At 67.5% G+C, this 14930-nt stretch carries 17 protein-coding genes; 3 read left to right on the top strand and 14 right to left on the bottom strand.

Annotation, left to right across the window (positions count from 1 at the left end; genetic code table 11):
* Positions 1 to 9 precede the first annotated feature (9 nt).
* Genes AC3EF3_RS05455 through AC3EF3_RS05435 form a run of 5 tightly spaced genes read right to left on the bottom strand, consistent with a single transcriptional unit; the run spans position 10 to position 3358 of the window.
* Positions 10 to 888 carry a fumarate hydratase gene (locus tag AC3EF3_RS05455; RefSeq protein WP_488531140.1) on the bottom strand — a complete coding sequence of 293 codons (879 nt, stop codon included), beginning with the start codon at positions 886 to 888 and terminating at the stop codon, positions 10 to 12.
* Between the two features lie 23 nt (positions 889 to 911).
* A complete protein-coding gene (locus AC3EF3_RS05450; protein WP_488531139.1) occupies positions 912 to 1901 on the bottom strand; it encodes a tripartite tricarboxylate transporter substrate binding protein in 990 nt (329 codons plus the stop codon).
* A 34-nt stretch (positions 1902 to 1935) separates the two neighbouring features.
* Positions 1936 to 2292 (bottom strand): succinate dehydrogenase, cytochrome b556 subunit, encoded by a 357-nt coding sequence (sdhC, locus tag AC3EF3_RS05445; protein WP_488531138.1) that lies wholly within the window; start codon positions 2290 to 2292, stop codon positions 1936 to 1938.
* A complete protein-coding gene (locus AC3EF3_RS05440) occupies positions 2289 to 2645 on the bottom strand; it encodes a succinate dehydrogenase/fumarate reductase transmembrane subunit (protein WP_488531137.1) in 357 nt (118 codons plus the stop codon). Before AC3EF3_RS05440 ends, sdhC begins: the two co-directional genes overlap by 4 nt.
* Entirely contained in the window at positions 2642 to 3358 is a 717-nt protein-coding gene (locus AC3EF3_RS05435; RefSeq protein WP_488531136.1) for a succinate dehydrogenase/fumarate reductase iron-sulfur subunit, read from the bottom strand. The genes AC3EF3_RS05440 and AC3EF3_RS05435 overlap by 4 nt, the downstream gene beginning before the upstream one ends.
* Positions 3359 to 3436: 78 nt before the next feature.
* Here AC3EF3_RS05435 and AC3EF3_RS05430 point away from each other — a divergent pair, with 78 nt between their 5' ends.
* Positions 3437 to 4333 carry a LysR family transcriptional regulator gene (locus AC3EF3_RS05430; RefSeq protein WP_488531135.1) on the top strand — a complete coding sequence of 299 codons (897 nt, stop codon included), beginning with the start codon at positions 3437 to 3439 and terminating at the stop codon, positions 4331 to 4333.
* 38 nt (positions 4334 to 4371) lie between these two features.
* Here the strand turns inward: AC3EF3_RS05430 and AC3EF3_RS05425 are convergent, their stop codons facing one another.
* From AC3EF3_RS05425 to AC3EF3_RS05410, 4 genes are read right to left on the bottom strand one after another with little or no spacing between them, the layout of a single operon-like run.
* Positions 4372 to 5373 carry an Ldh family oxidoreductase gene (locus AC3EF3_RS05425; protein WP_488531134.1) on the bottom strand — a complete coding sequence of 334 codons (1002 nt, stop codon included), beginning with the start codon at positions 5371 to 5373 and terminating at the stop codon, positions 4372 to 4374.
* Positions 5373 to 6296 (bottom strand): hydroxyacid dehydrogenase, encoded by a 924-nt coding sequence (locus tag AC3EF3_RS05420; RefSeq protein ID WP_488531133.1) that lies wholly within the window; start codon positions 6294 to 6296, stop codon positions 5373 to 5375. Before AC3EF3_RS05420 ends, AC3EF3_RS05425 begins: the two co-directional genes overlap by 1 nt.
* 10 nt (positions 6297 to 6306) lie before the next feature.
* Positions 6307 to 7482, bottom strand: a complete 1176-nt coding sequence (locus tag AC3EF3_RS05415) for a UxaA family hydrolase (protein ID WP_488531132.1) — start codon at positions 7480 to 7482, stop codon at positions 6307 to 6309.
* A 10-nt stretch (positions 7483 to 7492) separates the two neighbouring features.
* Positions 7493 to 7774, bottom strand: a complete 282-nt coding sequence (locus AC3EF3_RS05410) for a UxaA family hydrolase (RefSeq protein ID WP_488531131.1) — start codon at positions 7772 to 7774, stop codon at positions 7493 to 7495.
* Positions 7775 to 7894: 120 nt separating this feature from the next.
* On the opposite strand from AC3EF3_RS05410, the gene AC3EF3_RS05405 reads away from it, so the two are divergent.
* Positions 7895 to 8662 carry a GntR family transcriptional regulator gene (locus AC3EF3_RS05405; RefSeq protein ID WP_488531130.1) on the top strand — a complete coding sequence of 256 codons (768 nt, stop codon included), beginning with the start codon at positions 7895 to 7897 and terminating at the stop codon, positions 8660 to 8662.
* Between the two features lie 4 nt (positions 8663 to 8666).
* Here the strand turns inward: AC3EF3_RS05405 and AC3EF3_RS05400 are convergent, their stop codons facing one another.
* From AC3EF3_RS05400 to AC3EF3_RS05380, 5 genes are read right to left on the bottom strand one after another with little or no spacing between them, the layout of a single operon-like run.
* Positions 8667 to 8990, bottom strand: a complete 324-nt coding sequence (locus tag AC3EF3_RS05400) for a DUF202 domain-containing protein (RefSeq protein ID WP_488531129.1) — start codon at positions 8988 to 8990, stop codon at positions 8667 to 8669.
* A complete protein-coding gene (locus AC3EF3_RS05395; protein WP_488531128.1) occupies positions 8987 to 9334 on the bottom strand; it encodes a YidH family protein in 348 nt (115 codons plus the stop codon). The genes AC3EF3_RS05400 and AC3EF3_RS05395 overlap by 4 nt, the downstream gene beginning before the upstream one ends.
* A 9-nt stretch (positions 9335 to 9343) precedes the next feature.
* A complete protein-coding gene (locus AC3EF3_RS05390; protein ID WP_488531127.1) occupies positions 9344 to 10273 on the bottom strand; it encodes a dimethyl sulfoxide reductase anchor subunit family protein in 930 nt (309 codons plus the stop codon).
* A complete protein-coding gene (locus AC3EF3_RS05385; protein ID WP_488531126.1) occupies positions 10270 to 10935 on the bottom strand; it encodes a 4Fe-4S dicluster domain-containing protein in 666 nt (221 codons plus the stop codon). The genes AC3EF3_RS05390 and AC3EF3_RS05385 overlap by 4 nt, the downstream gene beginning before the upstream one ends.
* A complete protein-coding gene (locus AC3EF3_RS05380) occupies positions 10932 to 13841 on the bottom strand; it encodes a molybdopterin oxidoreductase family protein (protein ID WP_488531125.1) in 2910 nt (969 codons plus the stop codon). The genes AC3EF3_RS05385 and AC3EF3_RS05380 overlap by 4 nt, the downstream gene beginning before the upstream one ends.
* A 53-nt stretch (positions 13842 to 13894) precedes the next feature.
* On the opposite strand from AC3EF3_RS05380, the gene AC3EF3_RS05375 reads away from it, so the two are divergent.
* Positions 13895 to 14800: a LysR family transcriptional regulator gene (locus tag AC3EF3_RS05375; RefSeq protein WP_488531124.1), complete on the top strand. Its 906-nt coding sequence runs from the start codon at positions 13895 to 13897 to the stop codon at positions 14798 to 14800.
* Positions 14801 to 14930 lie beyond the last annotated feature (130 nt).

Genomic DNA, 14930 nt, shown 5'->3' with positions numbered 1-14930 from the left:
GGCCGCTCCCTAGAAGCCGTAGCTCACGCCGCCGCGCGTGAACGTCGCGCGGGCACGCCGCGCGGAGTGGCATTGCATGTTGACCGCCACAGGATTCATCGTGATGTGCGTGGCGGCCAGCTCGATGTGCACGGCGAAAGCGGTGGAATCCCCGCCCAGCCCTTGCGGGCCGATGCCGAGCTGGTTGACCGCGGCCGACAGTTCCTGCTCCAGCGCTGCGCCGTCCGGGTCGGCGCAACGCGTTCCGAGTGCGCGGGTGGCCGCGCGCTTGGCGAGCGCGACGCACAGGTCGGACGTGCCGCCCAGCCCCACGCCGACGACCGTCGGCGGGCAGGTCTTGCCGCCCGCCGCGATCACGCTGTCGACGACGAAGCGCTTGATGCCCTGCACGCCTTCGGCCGGGATGGCCATGCGCAGGAAGGAATTGTTCTCCGAGCCGCTGCCCTTGGGCACCATCTCGATGGACAGGCGCTCGCGCTCGTCGTCGAAATCGAAGTGGATCACCGGCACCTCGATGCCGCACGAGGTGTGCTCGTTGCGACGCGTGAGCGGATGCACGACCGACGAGCGCAGCGGGTGCTCGCGCGTGGCGCGCTCGCAGCCGCGCCGGATCGCGGCGCGGATGTCCTGCGGCGCGATGCTCACGTCGCGGCCGATCACCACGTTGTAGATCGGCACGCCCGTGTCCTGGCACAGCAGGTTGTCGGTCTCCTCGGCCACGGCGATGTTGGTCACCATGGTCGCGAGCACCGAGCGCGCGATGCCGCGCGTTTCGGACTGCGACAGGCGGTCGAACCCCTGCTTCACGTCGGGCGGCAACACCTTCAGCGCCCGGATGTAGAGCTCTTTCGCGGCGTCCTCGACCGCGCGAGTATCGACGTTCAGCATGGGTCTACCCGCCTTGCAATCCGTTATTGAACCGTCAGGTGCCGATTCCGCACCACCTCGCCCCAGCGCTTCGATTCGGCGTCGATCGCCGCGGCGAACTCGGCCGGCTTGTTGCCGATGGGGACCATCCCGTATTTCGCGAGCTTCTCCTTCACGTCGGGCATGGCCAGCACCTTGGCCGTATCGCGCTGGATCTTGTCGATGACGGCGGGCGGCGTGCCGGCCGGCGCCATCAAGCCGAACCAGCCGGAGTTCTCAAAGCCGGGCATGCCGGCTTCGCTCGCGGTCGGCACGTCCGGCAGCATCGGCGAACGCTCCTTGCTCGTCACGGCCAGCCCACGCAAACGTCCGCTGTTGACGAAGCCCGCGACCGCGCCGATGTTGCCGACGACGAGCTGCACCTGCCCCGCCATCAGGTCCGTGTACGCCGCGGCTTCGCCCTTGTACGGCACATGGGTGATGTCGATGCCGGCGGCGTTCGCGAAGTTCTCGCCGGCCATGTGGACCTGGCTGCCGATGCCGGCTGAACCGAAGTTGAGCATGCCTGGCTTGGCCTTCGCCCGGCTGATGAGTTCCTTCAGCGTTGCCGGTCCCTGGGTAGCGGACACCGCGACGACCATCGGCCCGCTCGCGACGTTGGTCACCGGCGCAAGATCGCGCAGGCTGAACCCCATGTCCTTGTAGATGTGCGGGTTGATGGTGATGCTGCCCGAAGCCATCAACAGGGTGTGGCCGTCCGGCGGCGCCTTCGCGACGAGCGCCGCGCCGATGTTGCCTCCGGCACCTGCGCGGTTGTCGACGACCACTGGCTGGCCCCACATCTCGCTGAGCTTCTGGCCCATCAGCCGGGCCACGATGTCGGTCGTGCCGCCGGCCACGAACGGCACGACGACCGTGACCTGTTTTGTCGGCCACGGCACATCCGCGCCGAGCACGGTGGAACCCAGGGTCGCCAGCAAGGCGCCCAGGGCTGCCGCGAGCGCCTTGCGCAATTTCGCCTTCCATGCATGCATCGTTGTCTCCTTCGTATGAAACGATCCGCGCCGCTCAGCCGAGCAGCGCCAACGCGAAAGCCAGGCCGGTGAGCGCGCCGAAGCCGGCGCCCGCGGCGATCCAGTTCTTGCGCGGCCCGCTCCAGCTGCCGAACTCGATCAGCAGCAGCCGCGCGCCGCCGGCCAGGTGCAGCGACAGCAGGACCACGAGGCACCATTCCGCGAACTTCACCAGCGGCTGTTCGGTGAAACGCAGGAAGCCATCGAGCGACGCGGCGCCTTGCAGCGCATGCCCCAGCGCCCAGAAATGCAGGGGCAGGAACACGGCGAGGGCCAGACCCGACAGCCGGTGCACCAGGAACGCCCAGTAGGCGGGGTGCGCGCGACTGCGGAAGTCGTTGCGCCGCTTCATGCCACCACCACCGCGAAGACGGCACGCAGCCCCATAACGAGCAGGACGAGGCCGAACAAGCGCGCCGCGTTGAGCGACAAGCGCTTCGACCACCCGAGCCATTCGCGCGCAATCGTTGCGAGGCCGATGGGAACGTGGACGGCGCACGCCACGACGAACGTGGCGTAGAACAGGCCGAAGCCCCAGTTGCCGCGCGTGCGTGCCAGGATGTGATCGGCCGTGATGCCGCTGCGCGCCGCGTAGACGATGACACCCAGGTGCACCAGCACACAAGCGGCCAGCACCATCGCGCTCACGCGCTGCCACCACCAGCGCTTGGCTTCCGCGACGGCTTCGATCGCGGCGCCGTTCACAGCTGTCCTTTCACGGCCGCCTTCGCGACCCGGCGCTTCAGGCCCGCGATCCCGGCGGTCGGCGCGAGGTGCTTCGGGCAGCGCTCGGTGCACGAGCCCTGCGTGTGGCAGCTGTGGCAGCCGGCGTCGCCCGCGACAGCGCGCATGCGCTCGACGCCCGCCTGGTCGCGCACGTCGTTCACCAGCGTCCAGGCACGGTTCAGCGCCGCGGGGCCGAGGAAGTCCGGCCGCCAGCTGACGACGTCGCACGACGCGTAGCACACGCCGCAGCCGATGCACTCGATCCCCGCGTCGACCGCCTGGCGCTCGGGGGACGACGGCTGGACGGCCTCGAAATCGTCATGGCGCGTCCGGCTGCTGCGGAACTGCCCCTTGGCGCGCGCCCACTTGTCGAAGAACTCGCGCATGTCGGTGGCCAGGTCCTTGATCACCGGCAGGTTCGACAGCGGTGCGATCTCGAGCGCTCCTCCTTCCGCGACCTTCGATACGTGCGTGCGGCAGGTCCAGCGCGCCACGCCGTTGACGGTCATGGCGCAGGAGCCGCACATGCCCACGCGGCAGGCGAAGCGGTAGGAAAGCGTCGGGTCGATCTGCCGCTGCACGTGCGTCACCACATCGAGCACGGTCTGGCTTTCGCGCCGCGGCACGTGATAGGTGGCGAAGGCGCCGTCCTCGCGTCCGCGCCAGATCCTCACCGTGAGTTCGTCCTTCATGCGCGCATGATCGCGCGCACGCATGAAAAAGAAAAGCGAAATATACTTGTCGCGAGGCAAAGCAAAACTTTCCAGACCGTGTCGTCCATCCGAGTCCTCAAGACCTTCCTGGCCGTCGTGCGCCACGGCAGTTTCGCCGCGGCCGGCGCGGAGATCGGCCTGAGCGCGCCGGCGGTGGGCCTGCAGATGCGCGCGCTGGAAGAAGATCTGGGCCACGCGCTGTTCGACCGCGCGGGCCGCAGCATCGTGCTCAACACCCAGGGGCGAGCGGCCATCCCGCACATCACGGAGCTCGTGCAGCGCTACGACGCGCTGGCCACCGGGGACGCGGACGAGCTGTCCGGCGCGGTGGTCGTCGGCGCGCTCGTGTCGTCGCTGATGGGCGCGTTCGCCGACGCGCTGTGGGCGCTCAAGCGGGACTACCCGCGGCTCGAAGTCAAGCTGTTCGCCGGCTTGTCGTCCGATTTCGCGCCGAAGGTCGAACGCGGCGAACTCGACGCGGCGGTCGTCACGCAGCCGCCGCGCGCCTTGCCGGGCACCGTGAAATGGACGCCGCTGTACACCGAGCCGATGATCCTGATCGTGCCGCGGCAGCCGCATTTCGAACTGGCGCGCGGCGCGAAAGACATCCTCGCCACGGCGCCGTTCCTGCGCTTCGACCGGACGCTGTGGACCGGCTACCTCGTGGAGCAGGTGCTGACGCGCACGCGTGTGGCGGTGAACGACAGCCTGGAGCTCAATTCCGTGGAGGCGATCCTCGCGCTGGTGCGCCAGGGCTTCGGGGTATCCATCGTTCCCAAGCTCGACAACGTGGACTGGGCCCGCGACGGCAACCTGCGCGTGGTGGACATCCCCGGCAACCGCATCCAGCGGCACGTGGGGCTGCTCGAGCGACGCGCGCATTCGCGCACGCGCTTCACCGACATCATCAAGCAGCATTTCAAGGAGCGGGAGCGGCGGCGCGCGCACGCCTGAGACTGTGACGTGCGGCAACTGGACTTGCCGCATCGCCGTTACGCTCCCGCTTGCGCGATGAGCGCGTCGGGCACCTGCATCCCGCCCGCCTGCGCCTGGCGCAGCAACGCCTGCCTGCGCGCGCCCGGCAGGCGCAGTCCCTCGTCCTTCGACATCTCGGCGACCAGCGTTTCCATCCGATCGAAGAACACGGACGACCCGGCGAGTGCCCCCGGATCGATGATGAGGAAGGCCTGGCCGAGGCGCGGTCGGTTGCCTTCGTCGACAAAGAAACTCGACGCTTCGAAGCCGAAGTTGGCGCCGAGCAGTGCCGTCACCAGCAGTTCGACGACGAGGGCCAGCATTGCGCCCTTGCTGCTCGTCGCGGCCCCGACGGGCAGCATCGCGCCTTCGAGGCCTTCCTTCGGATCGGTCGTGGGCCGGCCGTCGCGGTCCACCGCCCAGCCGAGGGGGATCGATCTGCCTTCCTTGGCCGCGACCATCAGCTTGCCGCGCGCGACTTCGGACAGGCTCAGGTCGACCAGCAGCGGATCCCCGTCGCGCCGCGGGAACACCGCGGCGATCGGATTGGTGCCGAAGATCGGGTGACGCCCGCCCGCCGCCGGCATCGCGGCCGGTGAATTGGTGAAGCCCAGGCCGACGAGCCCCGCTGCCGCGGCGGGCCGCAGGTGATCCACGACGACGCCGCAGTGGTGACTGTTGCACACGCCCGCGAACGCGACGCCGAATTCACGCGCACGTGCGATGGCTTCCGCGACCGCGAGCTCGCACGCCGCAAACGCAAGCCCCTCGCCCGCATCCACCAGCACTGCGCCGCCCTTCGCGTGCCGCACTTTCGGCACGGCGTCGCCCACGACGCGGCCATTGCGCAGGTGAGTCGCGTATTGGCCGACTCGGCTCAGGCCGTGCGACCCGAGGCCCTGCGCCTCGGCCAGCACCAGCGCCCGCGCGGTCGCTTGCGCCATCGCCTCGCCCGCCCCCGCTTTGCGTAGAACCTTCGCGACCAGCGCGGTGGCTTCTTTCATGCCGAGTCTGGCCATCAACGCAGCGCCTCCAGCACCTTTGCGGCGATCACGGCGCTCACACGCTCGTTCGATTCAAGCGTCACGCCCCCGATGTGCGGCGTGAGCAGCAGGTTCGGGCAACCGGCGAAATGGGGCGCGGCCGGAAGCGGCTCTTCGGCGAAAACGTCGAGCGCGGCGCCACCGAGATGCCCGCTGCGCAACGCCGCCGCCACGGCGAGCTCGTCGACGATGCCGCCGCGCGCGGTATTGACCAGAATCGCGCCCCTTCTCATCGACGCGATGCGTGCCGCGTCGATCATGTTGCGCGTCGAATCCAGGAGCGGCACATGCAGGCTGACCACGTCGGCATTCGCGATGAGCTCGTCGAGCGTGGCCGGCGCGACGCCGAGCTGCGCGAACGCCGGGCTGTCCTGTCGAAGCGCCGGATCGAACGCCGCTACCTGCATGCCCATCGCCTTCGCCGCCCGCGCGGTGAGCTGGCCGATCGAGCCGAAGCCGACAAGTCCCAGCGTCTTGCCCGCGAGTTCGCGGCCTTGCGACAGGACATTGCGCGGCCAACGCCCGGCCGCGACTTCGGCGCTCGATGCATAGGCGCCCCGCAGCAGGAACATGGCCGTGCCGACCACGTACTCGGCAACGCTGTGGGCGTTGGCTCCCGTCGCCGGGATCACGCGGATGCCGCGCGACTCGCAGGCTGGCACGTCGATGTTGTCGAGCCCGACCCCGAGCCGCCCGACGACGGTGCAGCGCTCGAGGGCTGCGAGCAGCTCGCCGCGCACCTGCGTGCGGTTGCGCACGACGATCGCATCGCACCGCGGCGCTTCGGCGAGCAGGCGGACCGGGTCGTCGACCAGCTGCGGGTCGTAGAGCACGTCGTGCCTTGCCCGCAGCTCGTCGACCGCCGGCCCGTCCATGAACTCGGTGACCAGGATGCGCATGCCGGCCGGATCAGGCGCTCTCGTACAGGCGCGTCAGCACGAACTCCCGGTGGCCGAGCGCCTCGGCCGCCGTGAGGCGCCCGTTGATCGTGCGCATCATGCATTCGAGCAGCTTGTCGCCGGCCTGGTCGAGATTGATCTCGCGCTGCAGCAGCGCCGAGGTGTCGACGTCGATGTGCTCGGACATCGTGCGCACGGTGCGGGGGTTCGCGCAGATCTTGATCACGGGCACGATCGGGTTGCCGATCACGTTGCCCTGGCCGGTCGGGAAGAAGTGCACGGCGAAGCCGGAAGCGGCGCACAGCGTGACCATCTCGGCCGCGGCGCTGGACGAATCCATGAACCACAGGCCCGGGTGCGTGGGCACCTCGGCCTTGTCGAGCACACCGTCGACCACGCACTTCTTGCCGATCTTCTGGATGTTGCCGAGCGCCTTCTCCTCGATCGTGGTCAGTCCGCCGGCGATGTTGCCCTTGGTCGGCTGCGAGTCCGACAGGTCGCTCGTCTTGTGCCGCTCGATCATCGCCTGGTAGCGGTTGAACATGAACATGAAGCGGTCCTTGACCTCGGGCGTGCGGCAGCGTGCCGCGACGATGTTCTCGCCGCCGGTGATCTCGGACGTTTCGCCGAACACCAGCGTGCTGCCCACCTCGTAGAGCTTGTCGAAGGCGTTGCCGTTGGTCGGGTTCGCGCCGCAGCCCGACGTGGTGTCGCTTTCGCCGCACTTGGTGGAGACCCACAGCTCGGAGATCTCGCAGGGCGTGCGCTGCTTCTCGCTGGCCCACTGCACGAACTCGCGTGCGGCCTTGCTCGCGCGCATGATCGTGTCGTGGTCGCCGTGCAGCTCGATGCCGAAGCCCACGACCGGCTTGCCGGTGGCGGCGATGCCGTCCACCACCTTCTTCGTCCAGCCTTCCTCGATGCCGATCACGACCACGGCCGCGACGTTCGGGTTGCTGCCGGCGCCAATGAGTGTGCGGAAGTGCAGGTCCAGGTCGGCGCCGAACTGCAGGCGGCCGTAGGGATGCGGGATCGCCATCGCGCCCTTGATGTTGTGCGCCACGGCTTCGGCCGCGGCGTTCGACAGGTCGTCCAGCGGCAGGATGATCACGTGGTTGCGCACGCCCACGCGGCCGTTCTCGCGCCGGTAGCCCATGAAGGTGGTCTGCTTGGAAATGACGGACATGGGTGGCTCCTTACCAGCGTTTGGTCTTGATGTTGTGGACATGGGCGTGCTGGCCCGTCTGGATCGGCGCGACGACCTTGCCGATGTCGACGCCGTACTTGATCACGGTGTCGCCGGGACTCATGTTGGCGAGCGCCACCTTGTGCCCGATCGGGATGTCCTGTTTGGCGACGGTGTTCGTCATCTTGTCCTCGTCCATGATCCAGCCGTTCAGCTCCATGCCGGCCTTCACCCCTTCGACGACGACCACCGCGACGTTGTCGTGCGCGTCGTGCAACACGTAATGAATCATTGCTGTCTCCTGTTCCGGTGTGATTCGCAGCGCAGTGTCGGTGCACCGGAATCGGCGTGTCAACCAACTCATATAAATGACTTGTAGGTCCGTCGACGAAAATGCTCCACAATCGCGGCCATGCGCCGAACCACCGACCATGGCTTCGAGCCCCTCGTGCCCGGCTCGACCGGCGGCCCCTTGTATCGCCGGGTGAAGCTCGCGCTGCTGCAGGCGATCGAAAGTGGCCGCTACCCCGCGGGCGGCGCGCTGCCGAGCGAAAGCGAACTCTCCGCCTCACTGGGCGTGTCGGTGGGCACGCTGCGCCACGCGGTCGACGAGCTGGTGGCCGAGCACATCCTCGTGCGGCGGCAGGGCCGCGGGACCTTCGTGGCATTGCACACGGCGGACCGCTCCCTGTTCGGCTTTTTTCACGTCGAGCGCAGCGACGGCATGCGGGATATCCCGCAGGTCGAGCTGCTGTCGTTCGAGCGCGCACGCATCGACGAGGACGCGGCGCAGGCGCTGCACGTCAAGCCGGGCGACCCCGCGTTCGCGATCGAGAACCGCCTGCTGCTACAGCAACGACCCGTGATCCACGACCGGCTGCTGCTGCCGGCGCTGCTCTTCAAGGGCTTGACCGAGAAGCGCTTCCGCGAACGCCCGAGCACGATCTACCACCTGTACCAGACCGAGTTCGGGATCACGGTGACGCAGGCGCTCGAGCGGGCGCGGGCGGTCAGCGCCGATCGCGCAGCCGCGCGCGTGCTCGGCGTCGCGGCCGGCACGCCGGTGATGCAGGTGCGGCGCACGGCTCTCACGTTCGGCGATCGTCCCGTGGAATACCGCGTGTCGACGATCAACACGGCGCACCACGATTACGTGCAGCTGCTGTCCCGGCCGGCATAGGCCGTCAGAAACCGGCGACGTTCTGCGCGGCCATCGCATAAGCAACGGCGCAGCTGTCGATGAAGACGGCCGCGGCCGCGATGCCCATCGCGACCGCTGGCGGCGCCTGGATCGATGCGGAGAAGCTCTTGCGGCGCACCCGGCCGATGTATGCCAGCAGCATCGCGATCGCCACCATGACGATGCCGCTGCTGATAAGCCACAGATCCTCGCGGTGGCTTCCGGCACGCAGCAGCAATATCGCGTTGACCGCCACGGCCAGGCATGTGCGCAGCCATGCGAGAGAGGTGCGCTCCGGCTGGAGGCCCGGATCTCGTTCCGGTCTCACGAGTTCACGAGCAGGTAACCGGCCCAGCCCGCGCCCAGGACAAAGGCCGTGATGGCCAGCAACGCCATCAGTGGAGACGCCGGCAACGGCCGCGAGTGCCTCATGGCGATTTCATTGGCGCGCCACCGCTGGTAGGCCAGGCCGCCGAGCACGGCCGTCACGCACGCCAGGCCCGTGCTCGTGGCGACCAGGACCCAGCGCGGGCTCAGGCCCGTCGCAACCTGGTGGAGAAGTATGGCGCCGGCCAGCACCGCCAACGCGGTCCTGATCCATGCCAGGAACGTTCTTTCGTTCGCCAGCGAGAAGCGGTAGTCGGGATCCGATCCTTCCTTTTGCCAGTGCATTCACGAACCTCACGAAACTGTCTGGTAATAGATGTTCTGCGGATGATTCGCCTGCGCGAAGAAGAACCACCGCTCCGCCAGCAGGCCCGCGGCCTGCGACACCACCGCCAGGGCCCACGGGAGCGGCGAGCCGGAGAGCTGGCCCCAGGCCACCAGCACGAACGGCACGGCGAATGCGAAGACCTGGAATCCCACCCGGGCCCAACGCATCGCGGACCTCGACGCCCCGTGGAAGAACTCGCGGGTATTGAAGGAGCCCGCCGTCAATCCCATCGACCTCTGCACGACCCGGCTCGAGCGGATTCCGGTGGCGGACTGGGTCGTCGACCGGGGCCTGAGCCGGGCGTTGCGGCGAAGGCTGAGGGTGCGTGTGAACCACGCGAGCACGATCGCAGCGAGCGCGAATGCGCCGATTGCCGCCCCGAACGTGCGATCGCCCGCAAGCACCGCCAATGCGCCCGAGGTGACCAGGCCGGAGGCCAGGCCCAGCGTCACGTAGTTGACGATCGTGAGCGGGTGGGCCCACTCCTGGATGAACCGGATGCACGCATAGATCATTGCCGTGCAGTACCACACGACGAAAGCTCCCGCCAGCGCCAGGCAGGCGATCACCTGGGCCAGCGTGGAATCCGGCGGAGCCGCCGTTGCCAGCACTGCCCATGTGCCCATCAGCGCGACGAACGCCGGCAGGGCGATGACCTCGCGCGACATCCACGACGTGCGCCACATCAGCACGGCCCGCCATGCGCGAAGGGGATGGCCCAGATGGAAAAACGACGCCACGAGCGCGAGGACGAGCATGCCCGTCGCGATCCACAGCATCGAATTCAGCGCCGCGGGCGGGTGGCCCAGCAATGCGGCAATCGCCAGCACCACGGCCATCCCTTGCGCGGCGCCGGCGACCGTCGTGAAGACGATGATCGAAAGCGCCGGTTTCATGCGGAATCCTCGTGCGAAGTGACCTTTCGCGGCAGGTAGTGGTTGGCGGGCTGGGTCTGCCACTCCGGCATGAGCTGGTAGCCGCCGCGCTCGCGGATGGCCTTGGACACTTCGGAATCGGGATCCTTGACGTCGCCGAAGAGTCGCGCCCCGGTCGGACAAGCCTTCACGCAGGCCGGCTTGCGGTCATGGCTGGCCAGCGACTCGTCGTAGATGCGGTCGACGCACAGGGTGCACTTGGTCATCACCTTGCGCTCTTCGTCGAACTCGCGGGCGCCATAGGGACAGGCCCAGCTGCAGTACTTGCAGCCGATGCACTTGTCGTAGTCGACGAGCACGATACCGTCGCTGGCCCGCTTGTAGCTGGCCCCAGTTGGGCAAACCGGCACGCAAGGCGGGTCCTCGCAGTGCAGGCAACTCTTGGGGAAGTGGATCGTCTGCGTATTGGGAAACGTGTCCGCCTCGTACGTCTGCACGCGGTTGAAGAACGTCCCGGTCGGGCGCTCCCCGTAGGCATCGAGGTCGGCCAGCGGTCCGGCCGCGCCGGACGTGTTCCACTCCTTGCAGGACGTGACGCACGCGTGGCAGCCCACGCAGACGTTCAGGTCGATGACGAGGGCGAGCTGCTTGGCCAGGGTTTCCGCGCTGGAGGCTTGGGTCATGGCTTCTTCCCGGCGAAATAGGCGACCACCTTGCGCGCGCTGCCGAGAGCGCCGGCAGCGCGGGGCATGGTGGGCACCTGGGGGAACGACTCCTTCGGCTCGTCGCGATCCGCAGGTTCGATGCGCACGCGCACGTCGTACCAGCCTGCCTGCCCGGTGATCGGATCGGAGTTGCTGACAAACCTGTCTCCGAACGGAAGCTCCTCGGTGATGAGGTGATTCAGGAGGAAGCCCTTGCGGGATTCGTCCGCACCTGGCGCCAGCTGCCAGGCGCCGGACGCCTTGCCGATGGCGTTCCAGGTCCAGACGGTGCCCGGCTCGACCGCGTCGCTGTAGCGGACCATGCACCGCACGCGGCCCCAGCGGCTCACGACCCACGCCCATCCGCCGTCTTCGATGCCCGCGCCGGATGCGGTCACGGGGTTCACGTGCAGGTAGTTGTGGCTGTGGATCTGCCGCAGCCACGCATTCTGGGAATCCCACGAGTGGTACATCGCCATCGGCCGCTGGGTGATCGCCGACAGCGGGTACTCGCGGATGTCCACGCACTCGTCCTCCAGGGGTGGGTACCAGAAGGGCAAGGGGTCGAAATAGGTTTCGATGCGCTTTCGCAAGGCGTCGGACGGCTGGCGCCCCTTCGTCTTGCCCTGGGCCGCGAGACGGAAACTTTGCAAGGTGTCCGAGTAGATCGCGAGTTGCACCGGGTCGTTGCGCTGGCGCCAGCCCTTGTCCTTCGCGAAATCGAGGTAGGGGCGATTCCAGTTGCGCATGTACTGCTGGTCCGGCGGCATCGTGTAGTGGAAGACACAGTTGTTCTTCGCGTACATCTCCCACTGCCTGGGATTCGGCTCGCCGCGCAGGTGCTGCGTGCCGTCCTTTCCACGCCAGCCCATCAGGAAACCGACGCCGGGCTGCGGCTCGAAGTTGACGATGAAGTCCGGGTAGTCCTTGAACTTCGGGGAGCCGTCCGCCTGCGTGAAAGCGGGCAGGCGCAAGCGGGACGCCAGCTCCACCAGCACCTCCTGAAACGGCTTGCACTGCCCCGTCGGCGCCACCACGGGCACCCGCACGGAATCGACCGGACCGTCGTATTCCGAGATCGGCCGGTCCAGCATGCTCATCACGTCGTGCCGCTCGAGATAGGTGGTGTCGGGCAACACGAGGTCAGCGAAGGCGACCATTTCGCTCTGGAACGCGTCGCACACCGCGAGGAAGGGGATCCGGTAGTTCCCTTGCGCGTCTTTCGCGTTCAGCTTCTCGCGCACCTGCATGGTGTTCATCGTGGAATTCCACGCCATGTTCGCCATGAAGATCAGGAGCGTATCGATCGTGTAGGGATCACCGCGCACGGCGTTCGTGATCACGTTGTGCATCAGGCCGTGCGCCGACAGCGGGTGTTCCCACGAGAAGGCATGGTCGATGCGCAACGGCGTGCCGTCCTCGCAGATCGCCAGCTCGTCCGGGCTCGCGGGAAAGCCCAGGGGAGCCGCATTCAGCGGCGTGTTCGGCTTGACCATGCCGGGGTCGTTGAACGCGCGGTAGTTCGGGACGATGTGGCGCGGGTACGGCGCCTTGTGCCGGAATCCGCCGGGCGCGTCGATCGTGCCGAGCACGCTCATCAGGATCGCCAGCGCGCGCACCGTCTGGAACCCGTTGGAGTGCGCCGCGAGCCCGCGCATGGCGTGAAAGGCCACGGGCCGGGCTTGCGTGGTCTGGTGGCGCTTGCCCCAGGCATCGGTCCATGCGATGGGCAGTTCGAACGCCTGCTCCATCGCCGTCTGGCCGATCTCACGCGCGAGCTTGCGGATGCGGTCCGCCGGAATCCCGGTGATCTCGGCGGCCCACTCGGGCGTGGTCGGCGCGACGCGGTCCCGAAGGAGCTGGAACGCCGGCGCCACGCGCGTGCCGTCGGGAAGCTGGTAGTGCCCTTCCAGCGCCAGTGCGCGCCCCTCCTCCACCCCTTCCGGATAGGCCCGCACCACGGTTTCCGTCGCCAGGTCCCATGCGAGCTTGTTGTGCGGATGACGACCGTCACCGGGCGGTCCGTTCGCGGGATCGAACGCGAAGAGTCCTTCCCGTTCGCCTTCATCGAGTACCACGAGCTGCGGCGCGTTGGTGAACCGTTGCAGGAACGCACGGTCGATGAGGTCCTGGCCGATCACTTCGTGCAGCAGTGCCATGAAGAGCGCCCCGTCGGTGCCGGGCTTGATCGGGATCCATTCGTCGGCGATCGCCGAGTAGCCGGTTCGAACCGGGTTGATCGAGATGAACCGGCCGCCCGCCCGTTTGAACTTGCTGATCGCAATCTTCATCGGGTTGCTGTGATGGTCCTCGGCGGTGCCGATCATCACGAACAGCTTCGCGTGGTCCAGGTCGGGACCGCCGAACTCCCAGAAGCTGCCGCCGATGGTGTAGATCATCCCCGCCGCCATGTTCACCGAGCAGAAACCACCGTGCGCGGCGTAGTTCGGCGTGCCGAACTGGCGGGCGAACAAGCCGGTGAGTGCCTGCATCTGGTCGCGGCCCGTGAAGAGCGCGAACTTCTTCGGGTCGGTGGCACGGATGTGCGCCAGGCGCTGCGTCAGGATCTCCAGCGCGCGCTCCCACGAAATGGGTTCGAACTCACCGTCACCCCGTGCCGCGCCCTGGCGCCGAAGCAGTGGCTGCGTCAGGCGCGCGGGCGACACCTGCTTCATGATCCCGGAGCTGCCCTTCGCGCAGATCACACCCTTGTTGATGGGGTGGTCGGGGTTCCCGTCGATGTAGCGAACCTGGCCGTCCTTCAGGTGCACGCGGATGCCGCAGCGGCAGGCGCACATGTAGCACGTCGTCGTCTTGACCTCGGTGCCGGCCAGGCTGCCGACGGTCGGATCGTGGATCGGTTCGCGGGAGAGCAGCTTGAGCATGCGAACGATATTAGGGATGCGCTGGCCGCGTTCAGCTCATAATTCTGTTTGCCGTGACCCAGAAAATCGATCAGCGCCTGAGGCTCACCCTGAGCCAGCTCGAGGTGTTCGCAGCGGTGGCCCGCCTGGGCAGCACCCGCGCGGCCGGCGACGAGATTTCGCGCTCACAGTCGGCCGCGAGCAATGCGCTGGGCGAGCTCGAGGCGGTGCTCGGCGTCCAGCTCTTCGACCGCATCGGCCGCAGACTCGTCATGAACGACAACGGACGCGCATTGCTGCCCCATGCTGTCGGTGTGCTCGAGATGTCCGCCGAAACCGAATCCTTGTTTGATTCCGCCCGCGCGGCACCGCTTCGGCTCGCGGCGAGTTACACCATCGGCGAGTACATGCTGCCCCAGTTGATCGGCGACTGGAAGAAAGGACATTCGCAAAGCCATGTCCTGCTGGAGATTGCGAACACGCATGACGTGTTCGAATCGGTGGCCTCGTTTTCGACCGAGATCGGGTTCATCGAAGGCTCGCACACGCATCCCGAGCTCACGGTCCGCCGGTGGCGCAGCGATCGGATGGTCATCATCGCGGCCAGGGGTCACCCGTTGGCGCACCGCAAGGTCAGCGCGCGCCAGTTGCAGAAGGCGAACTGGATCTTGCGCGAACCGGGATCGGGAACCCGCGAGGCCTCGGATCGCTGGCTCATCCCCCACTTGCCCGAGATGGAAGTCGGGTTCGAGATCGGAAGCAACGAGGCGGTGAAACGGGCCGTCGCCGCGGGCGTCGGCATCGGTTGCCTTTCACGGCTCGCCGTGCGCGACGCCGTGGCCCAGGGATGGCTGGTGGAACTGGCGACCACCTTCCCGGAAATGCAGCGCTCCCTCTCGATCGTGCTGCACCGGGCGAGAAAGCTCGGCTCCAGTGCACAGGAGTTCCTCAAGCACTGCATGCAGCAGCCGGGCTCCTGATCGATCTCACCGTTCAATCTCAAGCCGCGACACTCAACGCGTTCTTGGTGGCATGCCCTTGCGCCGCGACTCGTGCGTCCAAACACGTCAAAAATCAAAGGGCTTGTAGCCCCACTTGATCCGTAGGTCG

Source organism: Ramlibacter sp. GS1-15, from assembly GCF_057785015.1.
Note: the sequence above shows the minus strand (reverse complement) of the source record. Positions and strands in the feature narration are given on the sequence as shown.